The sequence below is a fragment of the Gallaecimonas kandeliae genome (genome assembly GCF_030450055.1).
Lineage (GTDB): Bacteria > Pseudomonadota > Gammaproteobacteria > Enterobacterales > Gallaecimonadaceae > Gallaecimonas > Gallaecimonas kandeliae.
Genome location: NZ_CP118480.1, coordinates 1,089,772 through 1,112,945, shown reverse-complemented (window position 1 = coordinate 1,112,945; position 23,174 = coordinate 1,089,772). Strand labels below are relative to the sequence as shown.

29 protein-coding genes are annotated in these 23,174 nt (G+C 56.1%); 11 read left to right on the top strand and 18 right to left on the bottom strand.

Annotated features, from left to right (window positions below):
• The first annotated feature begins 25 nt into the window (after positions 1-25).
• The 4 genes from PVT67_RS05365 (at position 26) to leuB (ending at position 4,605) form a co-directional block, all read left to right on the top strand.
• Positions 26-1,546, top strand: coding sequence for a 2-isopropylmalate synthase (locus PVT67_RS05365; RefSeq protein WP_301498622.1), 1,521 nt, complete (start codon positions 26-28; stop codon positions 1,544-1,546).
• A 73-nt stretch (positions 1,547-1,619) separates the two neighbouring features.
• Entirely contained in the window at positions 1,620-3,017 is a 1,398-nt protein-coding gene (gene leuC / locus PVT67_RS05360; protein WP_301498621.1) for a 3-isopropylmalate dehydratase large subunit, read from the top strand.
• On the top strand, positions 3,014-3,565 hold the full coding sequence (gene leuD, locus PVT67_RS05355) for a 3-isopropylmalate dehydratase small subunit (RefSeq protein WP_301498619.1): 552 nt from the start codon (positions 3,014-3,016) through the stop codon (positions 3,563-3,565). The genes leuC and leuD overlap by 4 nt, the downstream gene beginning before the upstream one ends.
• Entirely contained in the window at positions 3,562-4,605 is a 1,044-nt protein-coding gene (gene leuB, locus PVT67_RS05350) for a 3-isopropylmalate dehydrogenase (RefSeq protein WP_301498617.1), read from the top strand. The genes leuD and leuB overlap by 4 nt, the downstream gene beginning before the upstream one ends.
• A gap of 31 nt (positions 4,606-4,636) precedes the next feature.
• Here the strand turns inward: leuB and PVT67_RS05345 are convergent, their stop codons facing one another.
• The gene (locus PVT67_RS05345) at positions 4,637-5,542 is read right to left on the bottom strand and encodes a LysR substrate-binding domain-containing protein (protein ID WP_301498615.1); all 906 of its coding nucleotides are present in this window, start codon (positions 5,540-5,542) and stop codon (positions 4,637-4,639) included.
• A gap of 126 nt (positions 5,543-5,668) precedes the next feature.
• Here PVT67_RS05345 and PVT67_RS05340 point away from each other — a divergent pair, with 126 nt between their 5' ends.
• The gene (locus tag PVT67_RS05340; protein ID WP_301498613.1) at positions 5,669-6,418 is read left to right on the top strand and encodes an isocitrate lyase/PEP mutase family protein; all 750 of its coding nucleotides are present in this window, start codon (positions 5,669-5,671) and stop codon (positions 6,416-6,418) included.
• A gap of 76 nt (positions 6,419-6,494) precedes the next feature.
• Here PVT67_RS05340 and PVT67_RS05335 read toward each other — a convergent pair whose 3' ends face one another.
• From PVT67_RS05335 to PVT67_RS05270, 14 genes are all read right to left on the bottom strand, one after another.
• Positions 6,495-6,962, bottom strand: coding sequence for a hypothetical protein (locus PVT67_RS05335; RefSeq protein WP_301498611.1), 468 nt, complete (start codon positions 6,960-6,962; stop codon positions 6,495-6,497).
• A 58-nt stretch (positions 6,963-7,020) separates the two neighbouring features.
• A complete protein-coding gene (locus PVT67_RS05330; RefSeq protein WP_301498609.1) occupies positions 7,021-7,560 on the bottom strand; it encodes a hypothetical protein in 540 nt (179 codons plus the stop codon).
• Between the two features lie 76 nt (positions 7,561-7,636).
• Positions 7,637-8,005, bottom strand: a complete 369-nt coding sequence (locus tag PVT67_RS05325; RefSeq protein ID WP_301498608.1) for a hypothetical protein — start codon at positions 8,003-8,005, stop codon at positions 7,637-7,639.
• Positions 8,006-8,058: 53 nt separating this feature from the next.
• Positions 8,059-8,484 (bottom strand): hypothetical protein, encoded by a 426-nt coding sequence (locus PVT67_RS05320; RefSeq protein ID WP_301498606.1) that lies wholly within the window; start codon positions 8,482-8,484, stop codon positions 8,059-8,061.
• Between the two features lie 37 nt (positions 8,485-8,521).
• On the bottom strand, positions 8,522-9,313 hold the full coding sequence (locus PVT67_RS05315; RefSeq protein ID WP_301498604.1) for a DUF2971 domain-containing protein: 792 nt from the start codon (positions 9,311-9,313) through the stop codon (positions 8,522-8,524).
• A gap of 147 nt (positions 9,314-9,460) precedes the next feature.
• Positions 9,461-9,829, bottom strand: coding sequence for an SEL1-like repeat protein (locus tag PVT67_RS05310; protein WP_301498602.1), 369 nt, complete (start codon positions 9,827-9,829; stop codon positions 9,461-9,463).
• 4 nt (positions 9,830-9,833) lie between these two features.
• Positions 9,834-10,676, bottom strand: coding sequence for a tetratricopeptide repeat protein (locus tag PVT67_RS05305; protein WP_301498600.1), 843 nt, complete (start codon positions 10,674-10,676; stop codon positions 9,834-9,836).
• A 397-nt stretch (positions 10,677-11,073) separates the two neighbouring features.
• The gene (locus PVT67_RS05300) at positions 11,074-11,370 is read right to left on the bottom strand and encodes an integrase core domain-containing protein (protein WP_301498597.1); all 297 of its coding nucleotides are present in this window, start codon (positions 11,368-11,370) and stop codon (positions 11,074-11,076) included.
• Positions 11,371-11,450: 80 nt separating this feature from the next.
• A complete protein-coding gene (locus PVT67_RS05295; RefSeq protein ID WP_301498595.1) occupies positions 11,451-11,810 on the bottom strand; it encodes a hypothetical protein in 360 nt (119 codons plus the stop codon).
• A gap of 167 nt (positions 11,811-11,977) precedes the next feature.
• A complete protein-coding gene (locus tag PVT67_RS05290) occupies positions 11,978-12,544 on the bottom strand; it encodes a hypothetical protein (RefSeq protein WP_301498593.1) in 567 nt (188 codons plus the stop codon).
• An 82-nt stretch (positions 12,545-12,626) separates the two neighbouring features.
• The gene (locus PVT67_RS05285; RefSeq protein WP_301498590.1) at positions 12,627-13,151 is read right to left on the bottom strand and encodes an SseB family protein; all 525 of its coding nucleotides are present in this window, start codon (positions 13,149-13,151) and stop codon (positions 12,627-12,629) included.
• A gap of 110 nt (positions 13,152-13,261) precedes the next feature.
• Positions 13,262-14,146, bottom strand: coding sequence for an IS3 family transposase (locus PVT67_RS05280; RefSeq protein WP_301498589.1), 885 nt, complete (start codon positions 14,144-14,146; stop codon positions 13,262-13,264).
• Positions 14,071-14,433, bottom strand: a complete 363-nt coding sequence (locus PVT67_RS05275) for a transposase (protein WP_301498586.1) — start codon at positions 14,431-14,433, stop codon at positions 14,071-14,073. Before PVT67_RS05275 ends, PVT67_RS05280 begins: the two co-directional genes overlap by 76 nt.
• Positions 14,434-14,507: 74 nt before the next feature.
• Positions 14,508-15,044, bottom strand: coding sequence for a hypothetical protein (locus PVT67_RS05270; RefSeq protein WP_301498584.1), 537 nt, complete (start codon positions 15,042-15,044; stop codon positions 14,508-14,510).
• A gap of 112 nt (positions 15,045-15,156) precedes the next feature.
• Here PVT67_RS05270 and PVT67_RS05265 point away from each other — a divergent pair, with 112 nt between their 5' ends.
• Positions 15,157-15,462 (top strand): hypothetical protein, encoded by a 306-nt coding sequence (locus PVT67_RS05265; protein ID WP_301498581.1) that lies wholly within the window; start codon positions 15,157-15,159, stop codon positions 15,460-15,462.
• A gap of 87 nt (positions 15,463-15,549) precedes the next feature.
• Here the strand turns inward: PVT67_RS05265 and PVT67_RS05260 are convergent, their stop codons facing one another.
• Positions 15,550-15,915 (bottom strand): hypothetical protein, encoded by a 366-nt coding sequence (locus PVT67_RS05260; protein ID WP_301498579.1) that lies wholly within the window; start codon positions 15,913-15,915, stop codon positions 15,550-15,552.
• Positions 15,916-16,938: 1,023 nt separating this feature from the next.
• Entirely contained in the window at positions 16,939-18,663 is a 1,725-nt protein-coding gene (locus tag PVT67_RS05255; RefSeq protein WP_301498576.1) for a DUF885 domain-containing protein, read from the bottom strand.
• Positions 18,664-18,791: 128 nt separating this feature from the next.
• On the opposite strand from PVT67_RS05255, the gene PVT67_RS05250 reads away from it, so the two are divergent.
• Together PVT67_RS05250 and PVT67_RS05245 are read left to right on the top strand one after the other, a co-directional pair.
• Positions 18,792-19,073 (top strand): hypothetical protein, encoded by a 282-nt coding sequence (locus tag PVT67_RS05250; RefSeq protein ID WP_301498574.1) that lies wholly within the window; start codon positions 18,792-18,794, stop codon positions 19,071-19,073.
• A 2-nt stretch (positions 19,074-19,075) separates the two neighbouring features.
• Entirely contained in the window at positions 19,076-20,083 is a 1,008-nt protein-coding gene (locus tag PVT67_RS05245) for a TIGR00341 family protein (protein ID WP_301498572.1), read from the top strand.
• Here the strand turns inward: PVT67_RS05245 and PVT67_RS05240 are convergent.
• A complete protein-coding gene (locus tag PVT67_RS05240; protein WP_301498571.1) occupies positions 20,080-20,418 on the bottom strand; it encodes a PH domain-containing protein in 339 nt (112 codons plus the stop codon). The two genes, PVT67_RS05245 and PVT67_RS05240, sit on opposite strands and share 4 nt — an antisense overlap.
• Positions 20,419-20,858: 440 nt before the next feature.
• On the opposite strand from PVT67_RS05240, the gene PVT67_RS05235 reads away from it, so the two are divergent.
• Genes PVT67_RS05235 through ychF form a run of 3 tightly spaced genes read left to right on the top strand, consistent with a single transcriptional unit; the run spans position 20,859 to position 23,164 of the window.
• The gene (locus tag PVT67_RS05235) at positions 20,859-21,467 is read left to right on the top strand and encodes a 50S ribosomal protein L25/general stress protein Ctc (RefSeq protein ID WP_301498569.1); all 609 of its coding nucleotides are present in this window, start codon (positions 20,859-20,861) and stop codon (positions 21,465-21,467) included.
• Between the two features lie 3 nt (positions 21,468-21,470).
• Complete coding sequence (gene pth, locus PVT67_RS05230; RefSeq protein ID WP_301498567.1) at positions 21,471-22,055, top strand: aminoacyl-tRNA hydrolase; 585 nt, start codon at positions 21,471-21,473, stop codon at positions 22,053-22,055.
• A gap of 17 nt (positions 22,056-22,072) precedes the next feature.
• The gene (gene ychF / locus PVT67_RS05225; protein ID WP_301498565.1) at positions 22,073-23,164 is read left to right on the top strand and encodes a redox-regulated ATPase YchF; all 1,092 of its coding nucleotides are present in this window, start codon (positions 22,073-22,075) and stop codon (positions 23,162-23,164) included.
• Positions 23,165-23,174: the final 10 nt, after the last annotated feature.

Here is a 23,174-nt window from a genome sequence, read left to right as displayed (position 1 = left end):
ATGGCTTTTTTTCAGGAGAAACAGCATGTCAGACAAGATCATCATCTTCGACACCACCTTAAGGGACGGCGAGCAATCCCCCGGCTGCGCCATGAGCCTGGCCCAGAAAAAGCGCATGGCCAAGGCCCTGGCCGCCCTGGGGGTGGACGTCATCGAGGCGGGCTTCGCCGCCGCCAGCCCGGACGATTTCAAGGCCGTGGCCAGCATCGCCCAGGAAGTGAAGGGCCCCACCATCTGCGCCCTGGCCCGCTGCCATGACAACGACATCCGTGAAGCCGGCCGCGCCCTGGAAGGAGCCGAGAAGAAGCGCATCCACGTCTTCATCGCCACCAGCCCCTTGCACCGGGAGCACAAGCTGAAGATGAGCAAGGCCCAGGTGATCGAAAGGGCCGTGGCCGGAGTACGCCTGGCCAGGACCTTCTGTGACGACGTGGAATTCTCCTGCGAAGACGCCACCCGCACCGAGCCCGACTTCCTGGCCCAGGTGGTGGAGGCGGCCATCGAGGCCGGCGCCACCACCATCAACATCCCCGACACCGTCGGCTACACCACCCCCACCGAGATGTTCGACTGCATCCGCCGCCTCAAGACCCAGGTGCCCAACATCGACCAGGCCATCCTCTCCACCCACTGCCACAACGACCTGGGCCTGGCCGTGGCCAACAGCCTGGCCGCCGTGGAAGCGGGCGCCCGCCAGGTGGAATGCACCCTGAACGGCATCGGCGAGCGGGCCGGCAACTGCGCCCTGGAAGAAGTGGTGATGGCCATCAAGACCCGCGCCAACCACTTCGGCATCAATACCGCCATTCGCACCGAGCAACTGCTGCCAAGCTCCCGGCTGCTGTCGGCCATCACAGGCTCAGTGGTGCCCCGCAACAAGGCCATCATCGGCGACAACGCCTTCGCCCACGCCTCCGGTATCCACCAGCACGGCATGCTGAGCCACCCCGAGACCTACGAGATCATGAAGCCCCAGTCCATAGGCCGGGTCGACACCAGCCTGGTGCTGGGCAAGCACTCGGGCCGCCACGCCCTGGTGGACAAGATAACGGAGCTGGGCTTTGACGCCACCGCCGAGGACATGGACCGCATTTTTGCCGACTTCAAAGCACTGGCCGATCGCAAGAAGCACATCAGCGACGCCGACATCGAAGCCCTGGTGGTGGGCCAGGCCAGCACAGGCCCCTGGCAGCTGGCCCAGATGCAGGTCACCTCAGGCACGGGCGACAGCATCGCCTCGGCCGCCGTGGTGCTGCTGGGCCCGGACGGCAGCGAATACCGGGAAGCGGCCACCGGCGACGGCCCTGTGGACGCGGCCTTTCGCGCCATAGAGCGGGCCACCGGCATGGAGGTGCATCTCGAGGGCCTGTCCGTCAATTCCATCTCCGAGGGCATAGACGCCCAGGGCGAGGCCCAGGTGCGGGTGCGCTTTGCCGGCCAGGCTATCCACGGCCGAGGCATCTCCACCGACATCGTCGCCGCCAGCGTCAGCGCCTTCATGGACGTCATCAACCGCATCAGCCGCCAAATGGCCAAGGCCAGCTAGTCATGACAAAGACCTCATCATTCACGCGCTCAGCCGTCATCAATTTAGCCAAGGCCAGCTAAGGAGAAAACCAATGCCGCAGACAATGTTCGACAAGATCTGGCAGCGCCACATAGTCAGGCCGGCCGAGAACGGCCACCCGGCGGTGATCTACATCGACCTGCACCTCATCCACGAGGTGACCAGCCCCCAGGCCTTCTCCGAGCTCAAACGCCGTAATCTTTCCGTGCGCCGCCCGGACCGCACCCTGGCCACCCTGGACCACTCCACCCCCACCAGTCCCCCCGACGCCCAGGGCCAGCGCTTCTTCGTCAGCGAGGCGGCCTGGCGCCAGGTCTACAAGCTGCAGGAGAATTGCCGCCGCTTCGGCATCACGTTGCACGGCTTCGACAGCCCCCACCGCGGCATAGTGCACGTCATGGGCCCGGAGCTGGGCGCCACCCAGCCCGGCATGACCATCGTCTGCGGCGACTCCCACACCGCCACCCACGGCGCCTTCGGGGCCCTGGCCTTCGGCATAGGCACCACTGAGGTGGGCCACGTGCTGGCCACCCAGAGCCTGCTGCAGCACAAGCCCAAGACACTGCGGGTCTGGGTGGACAACCGGCTGCGCCCAGGCGTATCCGCCAAGGACTTGATTTTGCACATCATAGGCAGGCTGGGCATGGGCGGCGGCACAGGGCACGTCATCGAATACGCCGGCCCCGGCATAGAGGCCCTGACCATGGAAGAGCGGATGACGGTCTGCAACATGTCCATCGAGGCGGGCGCCCGGGCCGGGCTGATAGCCCCGGACGAGACCACCTTCGCCTGGCTCAAGGGGAGATCCATGGCCCCCAAAGACTTCGAGGCCGCCTGTGCCGACTGGCGCACATTGCGCAGCGACGAGGGCGCCGTCTTTGACAAGGAAATTCACATCGACGCCGCCGAGGTGGCCGCCACCATCAGCTACGGCACCCACCCCGGCATGGTGATCCCATTGGGTTCGCCTGTGCCGGCCCCCCGCGACGAAGTGGAAGCCAAGGCCCTGGACTACATGCAACTGAGCGCCGGCGACGCACTGTCGGGCCGCCGGGTAGACATCGTCTTCGTCGGCTCCTGCACCAACGGCCGCCTGTCTGACATGCGCGAGGCGGCCCAGGCCCTTGAGGGCCGCAAGGTCGCCAAGGGGGTGCGGATGCTGGTGGTGCCGGGCTCGGAGGACGTTAAGCGCCAGGCCGAGGCCGAGGGGCTGGACAAGATCTTCCAGGCCGCCGGCGCCGAATGGCGCGAGCCCGGCTGCTCCATGTGCATCGCCATGAACGGTGACATGGCCCAGCCCGGCCAGACGGTGGTCTCCACCTCCAACCGCAACTTCGCAGGCCGCCAGGGCCCGGGCTCCCAGACCTTCCTGGCCAGCCCCGCCACCGCCGCCCAGGCCGCCGTCCGCGGCTTCGTCGCCCAGCCCCAAGCCATGAAGGAAAGCGCATGAAAATCGCATCCAAGACCCTGGTGATCCGCCAGGACAACATCGACACCGACCAGATAATACCGGCCCGCTTCCTGACCACCACCAGCAGGGAGGGCTTGGGCCAGCACGCCTTCGCCGACTGGCGCTATAAGGGCGGGGAAAAGACAGACTCCATCCTTAACAGCGACCACGGCTGCACTGTACTGGTGGCAGGCACCAACTTCGGCTGCGGCTCTTCCCGCGAGCACGCCCCCTGGGCGCTGACCGACTACGGCTTCAAGGCGGTGATATCAAGCCAAATCGCCGACATCTTCCGTGGCAACGCCCTCAAGAACGGCCTGGTGCCCATAGAGGTCAGCCCCGAGCAGCACCGCTACCTGCTGGAACACCCGGGCACCCAGGTCAACATCGACGTCGCAGAGGCCAGTATCGAACTGGATAACGGCGAGACCTGGCGCTTCGAGCTGGACCCCTTCAGCCGCCACTGCCTGGTGCAAGGGGTGGATCAGCTGGGGTATCTCCTGAACCTGGACAGGCAAATTCGCCGCTTCGAGGAGGGCCGCCCGTGAAGGCCAATATCGTTCTTTTGCCCGGCGACGGCATAGGCCCGGAAGTGACCCAGGCCGCCAAGGTGGCCTTGGCGGCCATAGCCCAGCGCTTCGGCCACCAATTCGAGATGACTGAAGCCCTGATGGGCGGCGCCGCCATCGACGCCACAGGCGAGCCCCTGCCGGCCGAGACCCTGGCCGCCTGCCAGGGCGCCGACGCCGTTTTCCTCGGCGCCGTCGGCGGCCCCAAGTGGGACAAAAGCGAGAAGCGCCCCGAGCAGGGGCTGCTGGCCATCCGCAAGGCGCTCGGCCTCTACGCCAACCTGAGGCCGGCCGTCACCCACCCGGCGCTCTTCGATGCCAGCCCCATCAAGGCCGACAGGCTAAAGGACGTGGACATCATGGTGGTGCGCGAGCTGACCGGCGGCATCTATTTTGGCGAGAAGCAGGAAGGCGTGGAGGCCGCCTGGGACAGGTGCGCTTATTCGGCCGAGGAGATAGACAGGGTGCTGCACCAGGCCGCGAGGCTGGCCAAGAGCCGGCGCGGCAAGGTATGCATGGTGGACAAGGCCAATGTGCTGGCCACCTCACGGCTCTGGCGGCGGCGTACCGAAGCGGTCTTTGCCGAGCATTACCCGGAGCTGGAGCTCGAATTTTTGCTGGTGGACGCCGCCGCCATGCATCTGCTCAGCCGCCCGGCCAGTTTCGACGTGCTGGTCACCGAGAACCTCTTCGGCGACATCCTCACCGACGAGGCGGCCATGCTGGTGGGCTCATTGGGCATGCTGCCGTCTGCGTCATTAGGCGACCAAGGCCCAGGCCTCTTCGAGCCCTGCCACGGCTCGGCCCCGGATATCGCAGGCAAGGACAAGGCCAATCCCTTCGCCGCCCTGCTCTCCGCCGCCATGCTGCTGGAGCTGGGCCTGGGCCTGGCCGATGAGGCCCAGGTGCTGCGGGACGCCGTCTTCGCCTGCCTGGAGCAGGGCCAATGCACGGCCGACCTCGGCGGCAATCTCGGCATCCAGGCTGCAACAGAAGCAGTGATAGCAAGGCTCCTCTAGCAAAAAGCCCGGCGAATGCCGGGCTTTTTCTTTAAGGCTGCGAAGGCAGCTGCGCCTTCAGCCAGTCCATGAAGACCTTGAGCTGCTCCAGCTTGGGGGACTGGGGGTCGAAGACGAGGTAACGCCGCACCTTCGCCGGGTGGGGGAACTTGACCGGCATCGCCAGTTGGCCCGCCGCCAGCGGCTCGGCACACAGGTAGCGGGCGGCCAAGGTAAAGCCGTGGCCGTTTGCCACGGCGTTCAGCGCCATGTCGGTGCTGTTGACATAGGTCCATTGGCGGTGCTCCTCAAAGCCGCTGACACCGGCCGCCTCGAACCAGGAGGGCCAATCAAAACAGCCGGGCTTTTCCAGGCTGACCAGCCAGGTGTCCAGCAGATCGGCGGGTTTCTCGAAGCGCTTTTCGGCGGCCAGCTTGGCACTGCAGACGGGATAGACGGGATCTTCGCCAAAGTACTCGCAGGCCAGGCCGCTGCCGGCCGGCACCGACAACTGGCCGCCGAAGCGGATGGCGAGGTCAATCTGCTGGCCCTTGAGATCCTCGAAATGGGGCGAGGCGCTCACCCTGACCTTGATCTCCGGATGCCGCTCGGAAAAGGCGTGCAGCCTCGGCATCAGCCAGAGGGCGGTAAAGGCCTGGGTGGAGGTGATGGTGAGGCTGGCCACCCCCTGCCCCTGGATGTCGCTGACGCTTTTTTGCAGTATGCCAAACGCCTTCTGTACGGCAATGAAGAGGCTTTCCCCCGCCGGGGTCAGCTTCATCTGCCGGCCCTGGCGCAGGAACAAGGCGCTGCCGAGCGCCGCCTCCAGTTGGCGCATCTGCTGGCTGACGGCGGCCTGGCTGACATAGAGCTCGGCCGCAGCCTGGCTGTAGCTGTGGTGCCGGGCGGCGCACTCGAAGCTGCGCAGCAGCTTGATGTTCCTGAAGAGCTTGTCCATAAGGGCCCCGCTTTTTCACCGCAGTATAAGCAGGGCTTATTTTACCGGGCAATTTATATCGTTGGCTCCCGCCCCTGCCCTGGCCGGACAATGGCCGCTAAACCACCAGCTAATCAGGGAAAGACCATGACCGCCAAAGCCTTCACTGCCCTCCACCGGCAAGCCAGCCCCTTGCTGATCTGCAACGTCTGGGACGTGGCCAGCGCCAAAACGGCCGAGCAGCTCAACTTCGGCGCCATCGCCAGGATGCTGGGCTACCGGGACGGCGAGCAGATACCCTTCGAGGAGATGCGCTATGTCGCCCAGCGCATCGCCGCCAACTGTTCCTTGCCCTTCTCCGTCGACATGGAGGCGGGCTACGGCGCCGATCCCCTGGTCACGGCCGCCCATGTCCGGGCCCTGGCCGAGGCCGGGGTCGTCGGCATCAACATCGAAGACAGCAAGGTAGGCACGGCCAGGGCCTTGGTCGACGCCGTGCGCTTCGCCGGCTTCCTCTCGGTCCTCAAGGGGCAACTGGCCAAGGACGGCGTCGAGATCTTCATCAACGTCCGCACCGATCCCTTCCTGCTGGGCCAGAGCGATGCCTTGGCCGAGACCTTGAAGAGGGCCCGCCTCTATGAGGAAGCCGGCGCCGACGGCCTCTTCGCCCCCTGCATCACCCAAGCCGCCGACATCGAGGCCCTGGTCCAGGCCACAAGCCTGCCCGTCAATGTGCTGGCCATGCCCGAACTGCCCGACTTCGACACCCTGGCCCGCCTCGGCGTCAAGCGGATCAGCATGGGCAACTGGCTCTTCGACAAGCTGCAGGAATATCTCGCCACCCAGCTGAACCAGATCCGCCAGGCCAACTCCTTCGCGCCCCTCTTTACGGCCTGAGCCTTGAGATGAAAGAAGCCCGGCAATTGCCGGGCTTCTTTTGGTTGAAGTAAAACAGCTCCAACTCCCTTCGGGATTAGTTACCCGCAGTCATGTCCTCATAACTGTCCAACAGCTTCTTCGCCTGCGCCTTGCTGAGCTGCGTAAAGCCGTATTGGATCGATATGCCACCGACAGGCGCATCCCCGCCAGCGCCAGTGCTGTAAAGGAAATAGTAGGTGTGCTTGGCGGCAAAGTCGCCTCTGATACCGACCGAGCGAATGCCGGAAACCGCTGGGTAGGCCGCAACTAGCTGATGTTTTCCTGCAACAACAGGCATTCGCAGATATTGCCCGCGCCGCAATGTTCCCTTGTCCACCCCATCCACCTGGGCTCCGATGGACCACATGGACAGAGCAAAGGTATCGTCCCGGATAAGATAGACAGTCGCCTCCTCGCCATATTGCGAACCGTTCTCGGCCAGTTGGGCAGGATTGACGTCGAAAGTGCGCGCAGCACAAGCGGAGAGTAACAAAGATAGGAATATGATCAGCCAGTTTTTCACGAAAACCTCTTACTGTTTAATTTCCAAAAATTTTTGAGATAACTACCACAGTCGAACATCACTGGATAGCGCGCAGCTCATTATCAAGACCGGACAGCGGCACCATTATCCGCTCTGGTTCATCCTCGCCTTCACGTTCGAACATGATCCAAAGCAGGCTTCTCTTCTTGAGTTCTTCAAAGAGATCAGGCCCATCAGGGATCTGGGCATGGACGCGGGCCTGGCAGGAGGCCTTGTTGCAGCCGGAGATGGGTAGCCCGAGAAAGTCGTCACCTATGGGAACAAGATGCCACTGACCCTGGCGCTTGACCGAATCGATAAACCTGATTTCAACTTCGGAATCCTGAGGTACGCCCGTAGGCACTATCACAGCGATGAACTCAGGCTGGTGCTTGGCTCTGTCGTAAGAAACGGCCACGCCCCCCTTGCTCATGCCACCTTTTCCTTGGAAGTCGACGATCTTCTCCAGCCAACAACTGTTACCGTCGCAGTCATGGCTCCAAGCCAAGGTCGCCCTGGCTTTTCCCTCAGAGGCAATGCCTTCTGCCGCAACAGCGGCCGAGAACAAGGCAAGAGCAATCAGAATAAAATTTCGCATCCAGCTTTCCACAATTCCAATTTTTAAAAAACATCCAAGTTTAAATATTAAAACCACAAAAAAGCATAACCGTTTATCAATTACTGCTTTTCCTTGACCTGTCCCTTTGGCGGGCCAAACCGAAAATGACAAAGCCAAAGGCTAGGCCACTCCAGGCTTTAAAGACCCCATTAAAAACAGCTAATAAACTGCCCAACAATAAAACAACGGCAAGAAAGTAAAGAGTGCCTGCACTGAATAGCCCCTTGCGTTTCGAGGCATTACCGAAAAGCAATGACAAGCCCAGCAGTCCTAGTGGAACGGCAAAAAACCAAGCAAGGTTGCCCATGATGCTGTCGATGAAATGCCCCAGCACCATCAACATGATTGAAAAAATAAGGAGGCTAGCACCCAAACTTTTTATCTGGTTAGGTGATAACGGCTTGGCAAAAGGAGAAAGGGACATAATAAATAAGCTTACTTTGTTGCTCTACAGTTTCTTATATAGAAATAAGGGAATTAGCATTTGTCCAGATCTTCACCTTTAATCCAGCTTTGGATAATCTTGGTCATATCCAGCCAGTGATCTGACGCTCCGTAGGCCTCAACAAAAGCGGCACAAGAGTCGTTGCTACTGACATCAACACGCATTTGATAGGATCTACTCCAGTTGACCTCTGCCACCGATGACAAGGTGATGGTATTCTCCGCTGTTTTCAGTTTCTCAATATAAGTATTGCTCGTTCCACCATAAATTTCCTGCATTCCATGAGCATAGCAACGCCCCAACTGCCGCTGTATTATATTTACGGTTTCATCGTAGCTTTTTTCAGAACAGAACGCATACTTGGCCTTCCCAGCCGCTTTGATCTCATCAACAGTTCCTGGCAAAGCGGCGCAGCCAACCAAGAACGCAGCCAAAGATGCAATCACGAACTTATTCATTTATTTACCATAAGACAACTGTTAAAAAAGGATGCCGCTATCTATATTTAACGTCACTAATTAGCACATTCGAATGACGTAGAAGTCCCTTTTTTGCGAGGCGATGTTTTATGTGTAGTACAGCAGCCGTTTTGTCTGATACTTTTGGACCAACCACCACAGACGATTGAGGAATCTCAAAAAGAACAGAATTACTTTTATTAAATAGCTTCGGTGGATTAGAAGCATCTAAATTTAACTCATCTGAATCTATGGGGAGAATTTTAAGAATCCTTGCCTCTGCCTCTGAAGCGTACTCTTTATTTTTGTATAAATGTAAGAGTTCAGCCGTCATCATTGTCACAACTCTATCCACAAGCGGTGATAAATCAGTTTTTTTCATTTTGAAGTCGACAAGAGGAGAAAGCGAACCTTCTAATTTTATCGAAGTAGCATTCACCTCCTCATCAGAATATTTAATCTTGTATAGTGAAAATCCAAATGGTGAGACCTTATTTTTCAAAAGTATTTCCGTCAAATCAGAAAGAGCATTGTTCCCAGCATCTTCCGCCCTTTCCACATAATTTGATGGTAGGAATGAGCGATGTGCAGTTTTCACGTCCTGGTTAAAAGCCTTCAATGGCGTGACTAAACAATAGCCGCTGCCATCTCCACCATACGCTCTCCAGAGATCTAGCCTGTCTATTTTTAGTGTGAAGGATGATGCATAGACGGAGTACTCCAGACCATTTGATTTAATGAACGTTAGATCATTCTTTGGATTTAAATAGAACTTGCTCAGCGCTGTAGAAGTATTGAATAATCTCAAACCTTCCTCAGGGTCATTCATGTAAGCCACGTTGTACAGACGGAGGTGATTACTATTCTGACAGTCAATTCCCAATATGCTATCAAGAGCCGATGATGACGTGAAATGCGCAACTCCTTCTAGGGCGTCTGAGTCCGTGACAAGATGTGTTTCTTTTATAGCGTCAACTCACTTTGAAAGAGAGATAAGATTTAGTAAAAGAGTAAAAAAATCTTCTCTTTTTAGTTTTGAGCCTTGCTCATCTCGAAGAATTTCTTTCACTAGGAATCCAGTAAGACCTTGGTCTGTAACTGACTTTTCCAGCCAGCACTCAGCCTTGATCTCATCTGGCGTAGTTCCGATTCCAAATTTGTAAGCAATAGCCAATTGGGACATCGCAGACTTAACCTTCCAAATTTCAGATAATTCTTTTGCCACTTCAAAAAAGGTTTCGTCATCAAGAATATCCAACGTTATTGGAGAAAAAAGCATAAATAAAGGCATGAATGCGAAATGACTTCCTGCACCAATGGCTTCAAGTAACAGCTTCTTCGCCATTTCCTCACTTTTTTCTACCAATACTCCAAAATAATGAAAGAGCGCCAAGTCCGTGATACAATTTGCATATCCCTCTTCTATCCCTCTTTTTTGTCCAATCTAAGGCTTTCTTATGATCAACGGAAACTCCATAACCAGCTGTATAGCAATAGGCAACCGCACGGATGGCTAATTTGTAGTTTTTTTGTGCTGATTCTGAATATAGAGAAAATGCCTCTTCTGGGCTTCCAAACCGCTCAGGATTAGACTGAATAGTCATTGCAAGATTATATTTACTTACAGGATGTCCTTTTCTAGAAGCATTTCGATAGAGTAAAACGGCCCTATCGACATCTTTATCTACAATTACCCCTTCATCATACATGACAGCAAGGTTATGTATGGCTTGAGTATTTCCCGCCTCTGCTGACATGGATGTAAATTCTAATGCTTTTGAGTAATCGAGTTCACATCCCTCACCATATTGATATTTATAGCCAAGGTCACATAAAGCATCGAGATGACCAAGATCGGCTGCATGCTTACACCAGCGAAATGCGCTTCCATATTCTTTTATGGCGTCGTAGTAATTGACTAAGTAATGCGCAGCAATTGGATCACCTGAGAGTGAGATCTTGCAAAGATTGTGAATGCATTTTCTAATGATGGAACGGTTCTTTGCAGATTGAATTTTGAGAATAAAGTAATCTCTCTTTTCATCTCTACTTCCGTTAAGAGCTCGATGTTTAATTCTTTTTAATTGTGTACTAGATAGTTTAGGAATGATCTCGTTAAGAGTAGGCTCTTCTTCTCTAATAAATACAGTCAGATTTTCTCCACCAAAATTAACACCGTTATTTTCTGGCATTGTCTTCAACCAACTCCAAGAGGTTATTTAAAAGAAATACTGATAGTTCATTTCCAAATAATAAAGTTGTTCTCATAAATTTCTAGAGAAATAAATTTTAAGCTACCATTTTTATTTATAAAAAGTAGCGTTAGTGAAAAGAAATTATAAGCAACAAGACATCCATCTCCAAACTATCCAATTTCACTCTTACGCCGGCAGAATTTCTTTGCAGTTTTTGCCCATGAATAGCAGATGAGAATAGGAAAACAGCCTGGAAAATCCAATTCTAAGCTCTGCCCCTGCAGTGTGCAAAGTGATGCTCACCCGATAAAACAGACTCGCTTTGTTATTAAGCGGCTTGCTCGTACTGTATCGGAGATACGTAATCAAGACTACTGCGCAGCCCCACTTTGTTTTAAAAATGCTGGATGTAATGGCCAACCTGTTGGCGCAGTAAATCGATAGTGCTGAACTGGCTATCGTGGATCAGTTCGGCTTTTAGCGTCTTGAAGAACGATTCCACTTCCGCATTATCCGTGCATTGTCCTGTGCGGTCCATGCTGTGGTGAATGCCGTACATGAAAGTGGGAATGTCCAGCGCCTCGGCCACTTCCTTGACGCTGCGGTGGGGCTCATGGCTCCACAGCACGGCTTTCTTCTTGAACTCCAGGCTGTACTGCTGGGTCCGTTTTCCGGTCTTGTAGGCAGGCATCGACTTCCTCTCGGTGAGTGAGTGATGCGTGTCCGTTAAAGCGGGTGAGGTCCAAGCGGTGTTTGACAAACTTGTTAGGCTTATTGCCAATAACTTTTCCCACGCTTTAAATGCTCTTTAGAGCCTTGATTTTCAAGAAGAATAAGCTCATTTTTTCGGATACTTCCAGAAAAATGAACGCCAGAATATTCACCACCTTTTGGAAGAGTAAATTCAACCTGTAACCCTGCTACTTTGACACTCACCAATGCTGAAAATGGAAATCCACCTTCTGCAATTTGTACAAGAGCCTTGTAAGCTCCCTCGCCACCACTTGGGAAAATAAAAACTTCCATGCCTAAAAAATCACCGCCCTCCTCATTATATTCGAGGTTGCTGTAAATACCTGAAATTCTCGGTAAATCCTTTGCGTTCGCAGGTAACGAGATTGCATACAGCATCAAGAGTGTAAGAAATACACTTCGAAAATTCATGATTTAGCCTAACGCCTTGCTCGCCTGCACATACAGCGGAGAGCGCTTTTGTGTGAAAATGGAGCGCCAGCGACACACACAAAAACGAGCGTAGCAGTATGTGTCCGCGTGCAGCAACTTGTTAGTGCTTTGCGCTACCAAAGCTTCCACCATGGCTTATTGCTAGGTGCTTGTTTTTTACTTTCTTCTTTTGGCGGAATATACGGGTATTTCATTCCAGGAACCCATTTTACTTTCCAATCCACATACTCTGCGTATCCCGTGCCATCATCTATGCCCACGATTGAATGGCCAAAACACTTGACTAGTGCAACCATAGAATCAGTGCCGCCATAAGGGTAGCCATGAGGGTAAAAGTTCAGATGATAGTCTTCACTTTCTTTGGAAATAGAAATTAGATCGTAGTCTCCGTTCCAAAAAGCCTCATACATTGACTCCAGATCCCAAGGAGGCAGAGGCATTTTTGGAGAAATGCGAACTTCTACTGAAGTCGATGACCAAAAGTTTTGCCATTCTTTTTGCTCTTCTTCCGACGGGCTCCAGAAATGACTTTTTTCCTCTACTGAAAGAAACGCACTAAGTTTCTCTTCATTTGGCTCTTCTGAAGAATCTTTTTCTTGCTTTAACAATTCAAAGAAGCTTATGAGCCTATTTAATGATTCTTCTTCCTTTGGCTTAAATTTGACGTAGCAATATTCCATGGGCTTCCTTGAGCACTAACGCCTCAATAACCGGCGCAGCTTTGCTACGTCCGGCGCCGAAGGCGCGAAGTTGATTGACTTGTTAGGGTAGCTGGCTTGCATGATGTGATAGATACTCGAGCATTGGGCGCTCTAGTGGAAGCGCATTATGTGCAGGGTTAATTACAACGCCATCATATGTATTGCCCTGAAGCGCGAATGACCATACATCTCTGCTGGGTAATATCCACCCGGAGACTTTTTGATCTGTGTATTGACCTAAAGCCTTCCAATCTGTGAATAAAACCAAGTAATTTTTACCTGCGCTCTCGGCAGATAAAACTCCAAAGGTGCTGCCTTTTTCTATTGTTTGCTGATTTCCGTCATCGGACGATACCTTTAGGCCATCAGTAAACATTGCAGCTAGGTAATTTGCCTGCAAAAGCTGTTTTAGAAGTTCATCTTTGGCTTCATCTGAACCTTCGCGAGCGACACGATCCATCGCAGAAACTAAAGCTGGATTTTCAACCGCTTGATTTACGTCGATTCTTGATTCTTCCTGAGCCATCGCTTCGCCAACCCCAAATATAAGTATGATGTAAACAATATATTGAATTCTTCGGATCATAATAACCCTAACGCCTCAATAACCGGCAGCTGAAACGGAGCGAAGCGCAGTGTAAGCTGTCCGGCGCCGAAGGCGTGATGTTCACCCGGTAAAACGGACACGCGTTGTTGTTAAGCGGCTTGCTCGTACTGTATCGGCGATACGTAATCGAGGCTACTGTGCAGCCGCACCTTGTTGTAAAAATGCTGGATGTAATGGCCAACCTGCTGGCGTAGTGAATCGACAGTACCGAAGTGGCTGTCGTGGATCAGTTCGGCTTTTAGCGTCTTGAAGAACGACTCCACTTCCGCATTATCCGTACATTGCCCTGGGCGATTCATGCTGTGGCGTATGCCGTATTTCGTCAGCCATTTCTGCATGGCTTTGGCCCGGAACTCCACGCCTCGGTCGGTGTGCAATATCAGCTCTGGTTTGGGCTTGCGCTGCTTTAACGCTTTGTAGAGCGCCACTGTGGTCAGTTCGGCATTGAGGGTTTCATGCAGTGCCCAGCCGACGATTTTCCGTGACCACAGGTCCACTATTACGGCCAGAAACACATGCCGACGGCCAAAGCGGATGTAGGTGACGTCGCTGGACCATTGCTGGTTGGCGCCACTTGGCTTGGCCATGTCCAGACGATGATTGGGCAGCACTTTCAGCTCGGCACGGCGCTTATTCATGCGCCGGTAAACCCGTTCAACACGGGCCTTGAGGCCAGCTTCACGCATCAACCTCACCACCCGTTTTACGCCAACTCGGATGCCTTCCAGGCGCAGGGCGCGATGGATTTTAGGGCTGCTATAGCGTGACTTGGCCTGCGCAAACAGGCGGCGGACATCGACCAGTAAGGCCTGGTCCTGCTGCTGGCGTTGGCTCGGTTGGCGTTTGAGCCAGTCGTAGTAGCCGCTGCGCGACACCTTCAGCCTGGCGCACAGTGCCTTTACCGAGATTTGCCCTTGGTGCCGCTGGATGAAGCGATACCGTTGCGCCGTTCCTCCGCCTGGAAACGTTGCCACTTTTTTAGGATGTCGTTCTCCATCTCCAGTTCGGCAATGCGCTTCTTGAGCTGTTTGACTTCATCCTGCTCTTTGAGCTTGCCCTCGGGCTTGGGGGTCTTGCTGGCCATGCCGTACTTACCTTCACGAAATTCCTTGCGCCAACGAGACAACATGAAGGGGTGAATGTCCAGCGCCTCGGCCACGTCCTTGACGCTGCGATGGGGCTCATGGCTCCACAGCACGGCCTTGACCTTGAACTCAAGGCTGTACTGCTGGGTCCGTTTTCCGGTCTTGTAAGCGGGCATCGACTTCCTCTCGGTGAGTGGGTGATGCGTGTCCGTTAAAGCGGGTGAGGTCCAGCGCGCAGTTGATTGATTTGTTAGGTTTCATTGGCAGACACGAAGTTCGTTATATGACCATCATCTTCTAGCAAGAAGAGCAAATCCTGAGAAGCATTTTGGAAAACTTCTTGGACTATTCCATGAATTCCATACCATTCTTCTGAATTCTTACGATCAGAATGAATCGTGTCATCAGAAAAATCTACACCGCCAGCGGCTGCCTTCTGAGCAAGAAGAAAGGCTTCATCAAATGAAATTGGTGTATCTAATTTGTGTGCCAACCGGTTTCTTATTCCATTTACCTCATGGAGAAAACACGCCATTCCGTTATGAATTAGACCTCTTGCTTCAGCAGCATTAATTTTTCTGTAAAAGCTCCAATCGAAATACCCACCTTTATCGGACTCATTGGGTGTCGTTTCTAGCATTAATACCAACACTGACTCAAGAACCAGATGGCCCGCCAAGAATGCTCCCAGCACTTCATTTTCAAATAAAGAAGTTATGTGCGCTATGTTTGGTTTAGTCCTGTTTTCCCACGGATCTTTCATAGTTTTTAAACCTAACGCTGCCATAAACGGCCGAGCGACAGCGAGGTCCAGCGCAGGAACTGCGCGTGTTTGATGGCTTTGTTAAGTGATTGCACGATTCCAACCATGACGAAAACCTAGAAGAAGCTTAAAAACTATGAAGCTTGTACTTGGCCAAAAAAAGGAGAAAGTACTAGCAATAGCCCCTCCCCCACCTGCCAAACATAGTGCTGCACCCAATATGCCCAAAAGAATTCCGCTGATTGAATACGCAACCAGTGTAGCGTTGGTGAATTTAACTAATGCCAAATGTACCGGAACCATCAGCAAGGAGAAAAACAACGGCAAAAGCGCCGCAATAATTATTGCAAAACCATACTGTGCTCGCCCATCACCAAGCAGAACTATAGGACCGGTGGCAATGAGCGCAATTATTGGACTAAAAACAACTGCTAGTTCTTGACGCATTGATTCACACACTTAACGCTGCCATAAACGGCCGAGCGACAGCGAGGTCCAGCGCAGGAACTGCGCGTGTTTGATGGCTTTGTTAAGTGATTGCACGATTCCAACCATGACGAAAACCTAGAAGAAGCTTAAAAACTATGAAGCTTGTACTTGGCCAAAAAAAGGAGAAAGTACTAGCAATAGCCCCTCCCCCACCTGCCAAACATAGTGCTGCACCCAATATGCCCAAAAGAATTCCGCTGATTGAATACGCAACCAGTGTAGCGTTGGTGAATTTAACTAATGCCAAATGTACCGGAACCATCAGCAAGGAGAAAAACAACGGCAAAAGCGCCGCAATAATTATTGCAAAACCATACTGTGCTCGCCCATCACCAAGCAGAACTATAGGACCGGTGGCAATGAGCGCAATTATTGGACTAAAAACAACTGCTAGTTCTTGACGCATTGATTCACACACTTAACAGCGTAATAGTGCGCACGCTCGCTTTGTGACATTAGACCAGTGCCTTTAAATTCATGTAAGACACTGTTCTCCCAATATATTTCACTACTGCCATAATATGTCCAGGGATGAAAGCGAGCATGCGCGTTATCATTCCATCCCTGACTCACCTATCTACTCATCGGATCACTATAACAGCTTCTATATTAACCACTTACCCCTGGTCCGAGGTGTAAAAACGCGCACCGACTGGGGAGATAGTGCGCACAGCCCGAGGCCAAACTCCGTTCATACTGTATGCCCATCCAAAACCCTGAACGAAGCTGGTGAGACTGTCGTTACTGCCGGATCTGCTGAAATAGGGCTCTTGGGGCCCCTTTCAGTGGAGCGCTGAGCCGCCGGGAGCGTGAGCTGACGCGAGACAGGGATGTCGAGCGAGCGAAGGACGCGTCGGGAACCGTACGCAGCGGTCAGCGGCAAGCGACCAGAGGCGAAGATCGAGCGTAACGCTAGGGTGGCCTTCTTTCGGTTCCTTTCTTTGGCCAAGCAAGAAAGGAACCCGCCCGCCGGTGCGGGAACCGGCAAACAAAAACCCGTGCCCGCAGGGCGAAGCTCGAAATGAAAGCGTTTCTTTCATGCTGCTTCGCGCGAGCCCCTGGATGGGCGAGCCGGAATGAGCCGCCATGGACGGCTCTCAGCTCAGGCCCCATGTACAACGGCAAGCGACCAGAGGGCACATTCAAGACACGCTACCGCCCCTGAGTTCACGGGCCTCACCTTCCCTGTTCTCATCCTGAGCTGTCTTGTCCCTCTCAAATCAGTCCTGATTTGTAACCGGTCATTCTGAACAGTGCATCCTGTGACTCACTGTCAACCTCAGACTAACTCCATGAAAGCCTTTGGTAAATAACCAAAACCCTATCTGCCAAATCCAAGCGACCACCGAGCACCGCAGCTTGAAAGCGGCCCACAAAAAACCCGGCCAACGCCGGGTCTTTTGTGGTAAGGCGCCCGTCAGGGCAAAACTCACAGGTATTTGGGAACAAACTCTTCCATCACCGCCTTCTCAAGCAAGTCGGGCGGCAACAAACCTTGGGACAGGATGAAGTCATGGTAAGCCTGCTGGTTGAACTTGTCCTTGAGCTTCAGCTCCACCTGGGCCCGCAGTTCACGCAGCTTCATGTAGCCGTAGTAGTAGCTGGTGGCCTGCCCGGGGGCGCGGAAGGTATAGCGGTCCACTTCCTGGGCGGCGAAGGGGGCGGACAGCACCACTTCGTCGGTCAGCACCTTGCGGGCGTCTTCGGGACTGATCATGCCGAGGTTCAGCATGGGGTCCAGAAAGGCGCGGGCGGCGCGCTGCAGGCGGGCCTGCAAGGAGAACAGCTGGCCGTCGAGAGGCAGGTACTGCTTCATGATGGCCTCAGAATAGAGGGCCCAACCTTCGACGTTGGCGCTGTTGAAGGCGAAGATGCCGCGGGCCTGGGAGACGCCGTTTTCCACCATCTTGGCGAACTGCAGCTCGTGGCCGGGGCGGGCCTCATGGACCGTCAGGGTCCAGGAGAAGGCTTCGTTGGTGAAGTCGTCCAGATGGCCCTTGGCGTTGGGGTCGTTGAGGGGCAGCACGAACTCGCCATATTCCCCCTTGTTGCCGATGAGGCGCGGCGGGTTCATGTGCGGCGCCGGCTGGGAGGCGGATTCGGCCTCGGACGCCAGGCGGATGCTGGCCTTGCGCTCGGGCAAGGTGACGATGTGGTGGTCGCGCACCATTTCCTCGATGTCGGCCAGGCGCTTCTTGTAGAAGGGCAGTATGGCCTTGCCTGTGACCTGGCGTTTTTTCAGCTCACGGATGACGTCGCGGTAGTCGTCGTTCTTGAAGCCTTCTTTCTTGGCGATCTGGGTCGCCAGGGACTGCATCTCGTCACGGATCTCGGCGAAGCCGAACAGGGCCCGCTCCATCAGTTCGCGGGGCGGCATCATGACGCCGTAGTTCTTGAGGGCGTCGCTATAGAGCGCTTCGGGCATTACGTTGCTGGTGCGGGCGCGAGGCATGATGGTGCTCTTGACCCAGGCGTCGTAGCCGGTGAGCTGCTTGGCGAGCTGGTCGTAGGCTTGCTGCCAGCCGTCGAGCTTGTTGGCCTCGAACAGCTGCTTGATGCCGGCCAGGAAGCGGGGGCTGTTGGCCAGGGCCTGCTCCACTTCCGGCTTGTAGGGGCCGATCAGTTTCTGGTCGCCGAGGCGCTCCTCGGTGCGGGCCTCGGCCTCGCTGACCAGGCTGTCGTGGCCGTCCAGGCCGGCGTAGGCGCGCAGGCGAGCCACGGCCTTGGCCTTGCGCTCGGCGCTGTTGCGCTCGTCGAGCAGGCTCTGCAGGCCGCTGAAGACGCTCTCGCCGACGTTGTAGAAGGGCAGCACTTCGTCATGTTGCAGCTTGCCGGAGGCCAGGTTGCGCTCGACGGTCTCGACCATGATGCCCAGATCCTGCTTGACCCTGGGGTCTTTCTCCTTGGCCAGTTCGGCCTTGAGCTTGGCCAGCACGGCCTCGCTGCCCTTGCGGGAGCGCTCATAGACGCCCTTGCCAAGGTCCACCACCTTGTCGTCATAGGCTTCCAGGCCCAGGAAGGAACCCATCTCGGGGTTGTACTTGGCCATCTCTTCCAGCACCGGCTGGGCATACTGGTTGCTCTGGGTAACCCAGGCCGGTTCGGCCACGGCCAGGCAACTGGCGAGGCTCAGCAGCAATAATGACTTTTTCACGTCGCGCTCCACTCTCGTAGGGAAAAAGGTTAAGGTCAGGCTCGAACTTATCAGGCTGTTTTTTAAAACAAAACCATCATGAAACACTAAAATGTCAGCAGATGTGACATTAAGTGTGGGAGAGCAGGATGCGAATGATGACAATGGCGCTGGCGGCCCTGCTGGCCGGCTGCGCCACCCCAGGCAGCGCCCCACGCGGCACCAGCGATGCCAACCCGGCCGCAGCCGTCCATTACAGCGGCCCCGGCGCCCTGGTGATGGCCGCCCTTTACCTGGCGCAAGACGTCACCCTCAAGTCTCGAACCCCTGACGCCCCCGAGGTGGCCTGCGACAAGGCCGGCGCCGGCGACGACCTCAGTCGCGGCAGCCCCGACAACACCCCCGGCTGCCACATCCGCCAGGGCCAATAGGTATGGCCCTGCGGCTGGTAACCCTGGTAGTGAGCCTGGACGCCAAGGACAGGCTGGACAGGTTATTGGCCGAGCGCGAGATAAAAGACAGCTGGCAGATAGGGGATGGCGGCCTGCTGCAGACCCAACTGGTGCTGAGCGCCGAACAGGCCGAACCCCTGATGGACGCCTTCAACCAGGCCTTCGGCAAGCAGGAGCTGTTCAAGCTGCTGCTGTCGCCGGTGGAGGCGGCCCTACCCAATCCCGAGGAAAAGCCGGAACAGACGGCGGCACAAGTGGCCGCCGATGAAGAGGAAGCCAGGAAGACGGCCAACAGGGTGGCCAGGGAGGAACTTTTCGAAGAGGCCATCGAAGGCACCCGCCTTGGCCGCAACTACCTGCTGATGGTGGTGCTGTCGGCCCTGGTGGCGGCCATAGGGCTGCTGCGCAACGACATCGCCATCATCATCGGCGCCATGGTGATAGCCCCCTTGCTGCTGCCCAACATCGCCCTGAGCCTGGCCACCACCACAGGGGATCCCCGCCTCGGCAAGGCGGCGCTGCTCTGCAACGCCGTTGGCCTGGGCCTGGGCTTTGCCCTGGCGGTGGCGGTGGGGCTGGTGCTGCGGGTAGACCCCCATATTCCCGCCATCGACGCCCGCACCCAGGTGGCGCTGTCGGACTTGGTGCTGGCGCTCTGCGCCGGCGCCGCCGGCACCCTGGCCTTCACCGCCGGCCAGGCGGTTGCCGTCATAGGGGTGATGGTGGCGGTGGCACTGATGCCGCCTTTGGTCACCGCCGGCCTGCTGCTGGGGGGCGGCCACCTGGCCTTGGCGGCCAAGGCCGGGCTGCTGCTCTTTGCCAACCTGGTCTGCATCAACCTGGCCGGCGTCGGCACCTTCCTGTTGCAGGGCCTGGGACCCCGCTACTGGTGGCAGGAGGAAAAGGTGCACAGGGCCAGCATTCGCGCCTTCCTGATCTGGACGGCGCTGCTGCTGGCATTGGCGGCGGTGATCCGCACCCTGCTTTAAAGCAGGTGGCTGGACAGGGTCCGGTACAGCTCGCGCACGTCGTTGCCCCGGCCCAGCTCACGGCTGATGGGTTCGGCCTCCGAGCCCACCCAGACCTTGATCTCGGCGTCCAGGTCGAAATGGCCGGCCGTTTCCAGGGCATACTTGGTGACCTTGCTGTAGGGCACGGAGAGGATGAACGGCTTCTTGCCGGTCAGGCCCTGCTTGTCGACCAGGAGCAAGCGCTTGTTGGTGAACACGAAAAGATCCCTGACCAGCCGGTAGGCCTTGTCCACCTGCTCGCCTTCGGCCAGCAGCGGCCCAAGGCTGTATTCCGGGGCTGTGCATGATTGCATCGCTGCGCCAAAAGGACGGGGCCAAGGCGGCTGGTGCAGGGCAAAGTGGGCCTATGGTCAAGCCCGGCAACGCAGACAGCGCCCTTTTGGAGCGCGACCTTAAAGGCTGGCACCACAGCCAGCCCATGCGGCGTTAGAGGGCGCTTATTTGGCGCCCACCAAACCTCGCGACCTCTGCGACAACCTGTTGTGCCAGTGCAATTAACGACCAGCCCAGGAATACAGCCTCCCTCGTCCAATTTCTCGGCGCTGACCTCGGAACCCATCCCTAAAAGTCCCGAAAACAATCCCATTGCTTTTCTCCTGTTGCGCCCAGCCGCTTGTTGTGGTGGCGGAGGGGCTTTGTTAAACTAGCGCGCCCTCAGCCGGACCCGGCGGGGGAACGGGTCGGTTTCTTGGTCGCGGGAAGCCGACAAGCTTATTCTTTTTGGAGTAACACCATGTCTTACATTTTTGAAGCAGAACTCCGTACTGACCTGGGGAAAGGTGCGAGCCGCCGCCTGCGTCGTGAGGACAAAGTACCTGCTATCGTTTACGGCGCCGACAAAGAGCCCGTCTCCATCACCCTGGATCACAACAAAGTGATCGAGGCCCAGGCTGACGAAGGTTTCTACACCCATATCCTGACCCTGAACATCGCTGGTGAGAAGATCGAAGTTCTGGCCAAGGACATGCAGCGCCACCCCTTCAAGCCGAAGGTCACCCACATCGACTTCCTGCGCGTTGACGCTTCCCACAAGCTGCACACCAAGGTTCCCCTGCATTTCGTAGGCGAAGAACTGGCTGCCAAGAAAGGCGGTGTGGTTGCCCACCACGCTTCCGAAGTTGAAATCAGCTGCCTGCCCAAGGATCTGCCTGAGTTCGTGGAAGTGAACGTTGCCGGCATGGAAGTAGGTGACACCCTGCACCTGACCGACCTGAAACTGCCCCGTGGCGTTGTTTCCGTCGAGCTGGCCAAAGGTGAAGACCACAACCAAGCCGTTGTTTCCCTGAACGCCCCGAAAGGCGGCGCCAGTGAAGAAGCCTCTGAAGAGGCAGCTGCTGAGTAAAGCGTGAGCGATATTCAACTGCTGGTGGGCCTGGGTAATCCAGGCCCCGAATACGCCCAAACCCGCCACAATGCCGGCGCCTGGTACATAGAGGCCCTGGCCCGCCTTCACCGGCAATCCCTGAACCTGGAAAGCAAATTCAGCGCCTTCACCGCCCGCATCCAAATCAAGGGCAAGGACGTGCGCCTGCTTATCCCCACCACCTATATGAACCTCTCCGGCAAGGCCGTCAGCGCCCTGGCCAACTTCTACCGTATCCCGGTGGAGAGCATAATGGTGGCCCACGACGAGCTGGATCTCCCCCCTGGGGTGGCCCGGTTCAAACAGGGCGGCGGACACGGCGGCCATAATGGCCTCAAGGACATCATGGCCAAGATGGGCAACAACCCCAATTTCCACCGGCTGCGCATCGGCATCGGCCACCCCGGCGACCGCCACAAGGTCACGGGCTATGTGCTGGGTAAAGCCCCCGCAGCCGAGCAAGAGCAGATAGACGCCGCCATCGACGAGGCCATCCGCGCCACCGAACTGCTGTTCGACAGTGGCATGACCAAGGCCCAGAACCGGCTTCACGCCTTCAAGGCATAAGATTTCGAGGACAGATCATGGGATTCAAATGTGGCATAGTGGGCCTGCCCAACGTCGGCAAATCCACCCTTTTCAATGCCCTGACCAAGGCCGGCATCGAAGCCGCCAACTTCCCCTTTTGCACCATTGAACCCAACACCGGCGTGGTGCCGGTGCCGGATCTGCGCATGAACAAGCTGGCCGAGATCGTCAAGCCCCAGCGGGTACTGCCCACCACCATGGAGTTCGTCGATATCGCCGGCCTGGTGGAAGGCGCCTCCAAGGGTGAGGGCCTGGGCAACAAGTTCCTGGCCAACATCCGCGAGACCGACGCCATAGCCCACGTGGTGCGCTGCTTCGAGAACGACAACATCATCCACGTCGCCGGCGCCGTTAACCCCGCCGAAGACATCGACGTCATCAACACCGAACTGGTGCTGGCCGACATGGAAGCGGTGGACCGCGCCCTGACCCGGGTGCAGAAGAAGGCCAAAGGCGGCGACAAGGAAGCCAAGCTGGAGCAGGAAGTGCTGCTGAAGATCCAGCCGCACCTGGAAGAAGGCAAGATGCTGCGCGGCTTCCCCCTGAGCCCCGAAGAAAAGGCCGCCATCGGCTACCAGAACTACCTGACCGGCAAGCCGACCATGTACATCGCCAACGTCAACGAAGACGGCTTCGAGAACAACCCCTACCTGGACAAGGTGCGGGCCATAGCCGCAGAAGAAGGCTCAGTGGTGGTGCCTGTCTGCGCCGCCATCGAAGCGGACCTTGCCGATCTCGACGACGAAGAGCGTGATCTCTTCATGGCCGAGATCGGCCTGGAAGAGCCGGGCCTGAACAGGGTGATCCGCGCCGGCTACGAACTGCTGAACCTGCAGACCTACTTCACCGCAGGCGTCAAGGAAGTGCGGGCCTGGACCATCAAGGTCAACTCCACCGCCCCCCAGGCAGCTGGCAAGATCCACACCGACTTCGAGAAAGGCTTCATCCGCGCCGAAGTGGTGGGCTATGACGACTTCGTCGCCAACGGCGGCGAGCAGGGTGCCAAGGAAGCCGGCAAGTGGCGCCTGGAAGGCAAGGACTACATCGTCAAAGACGGCGACGTCATCCACTTCCGCTTCAACGTCTAAGCAGCCGTGC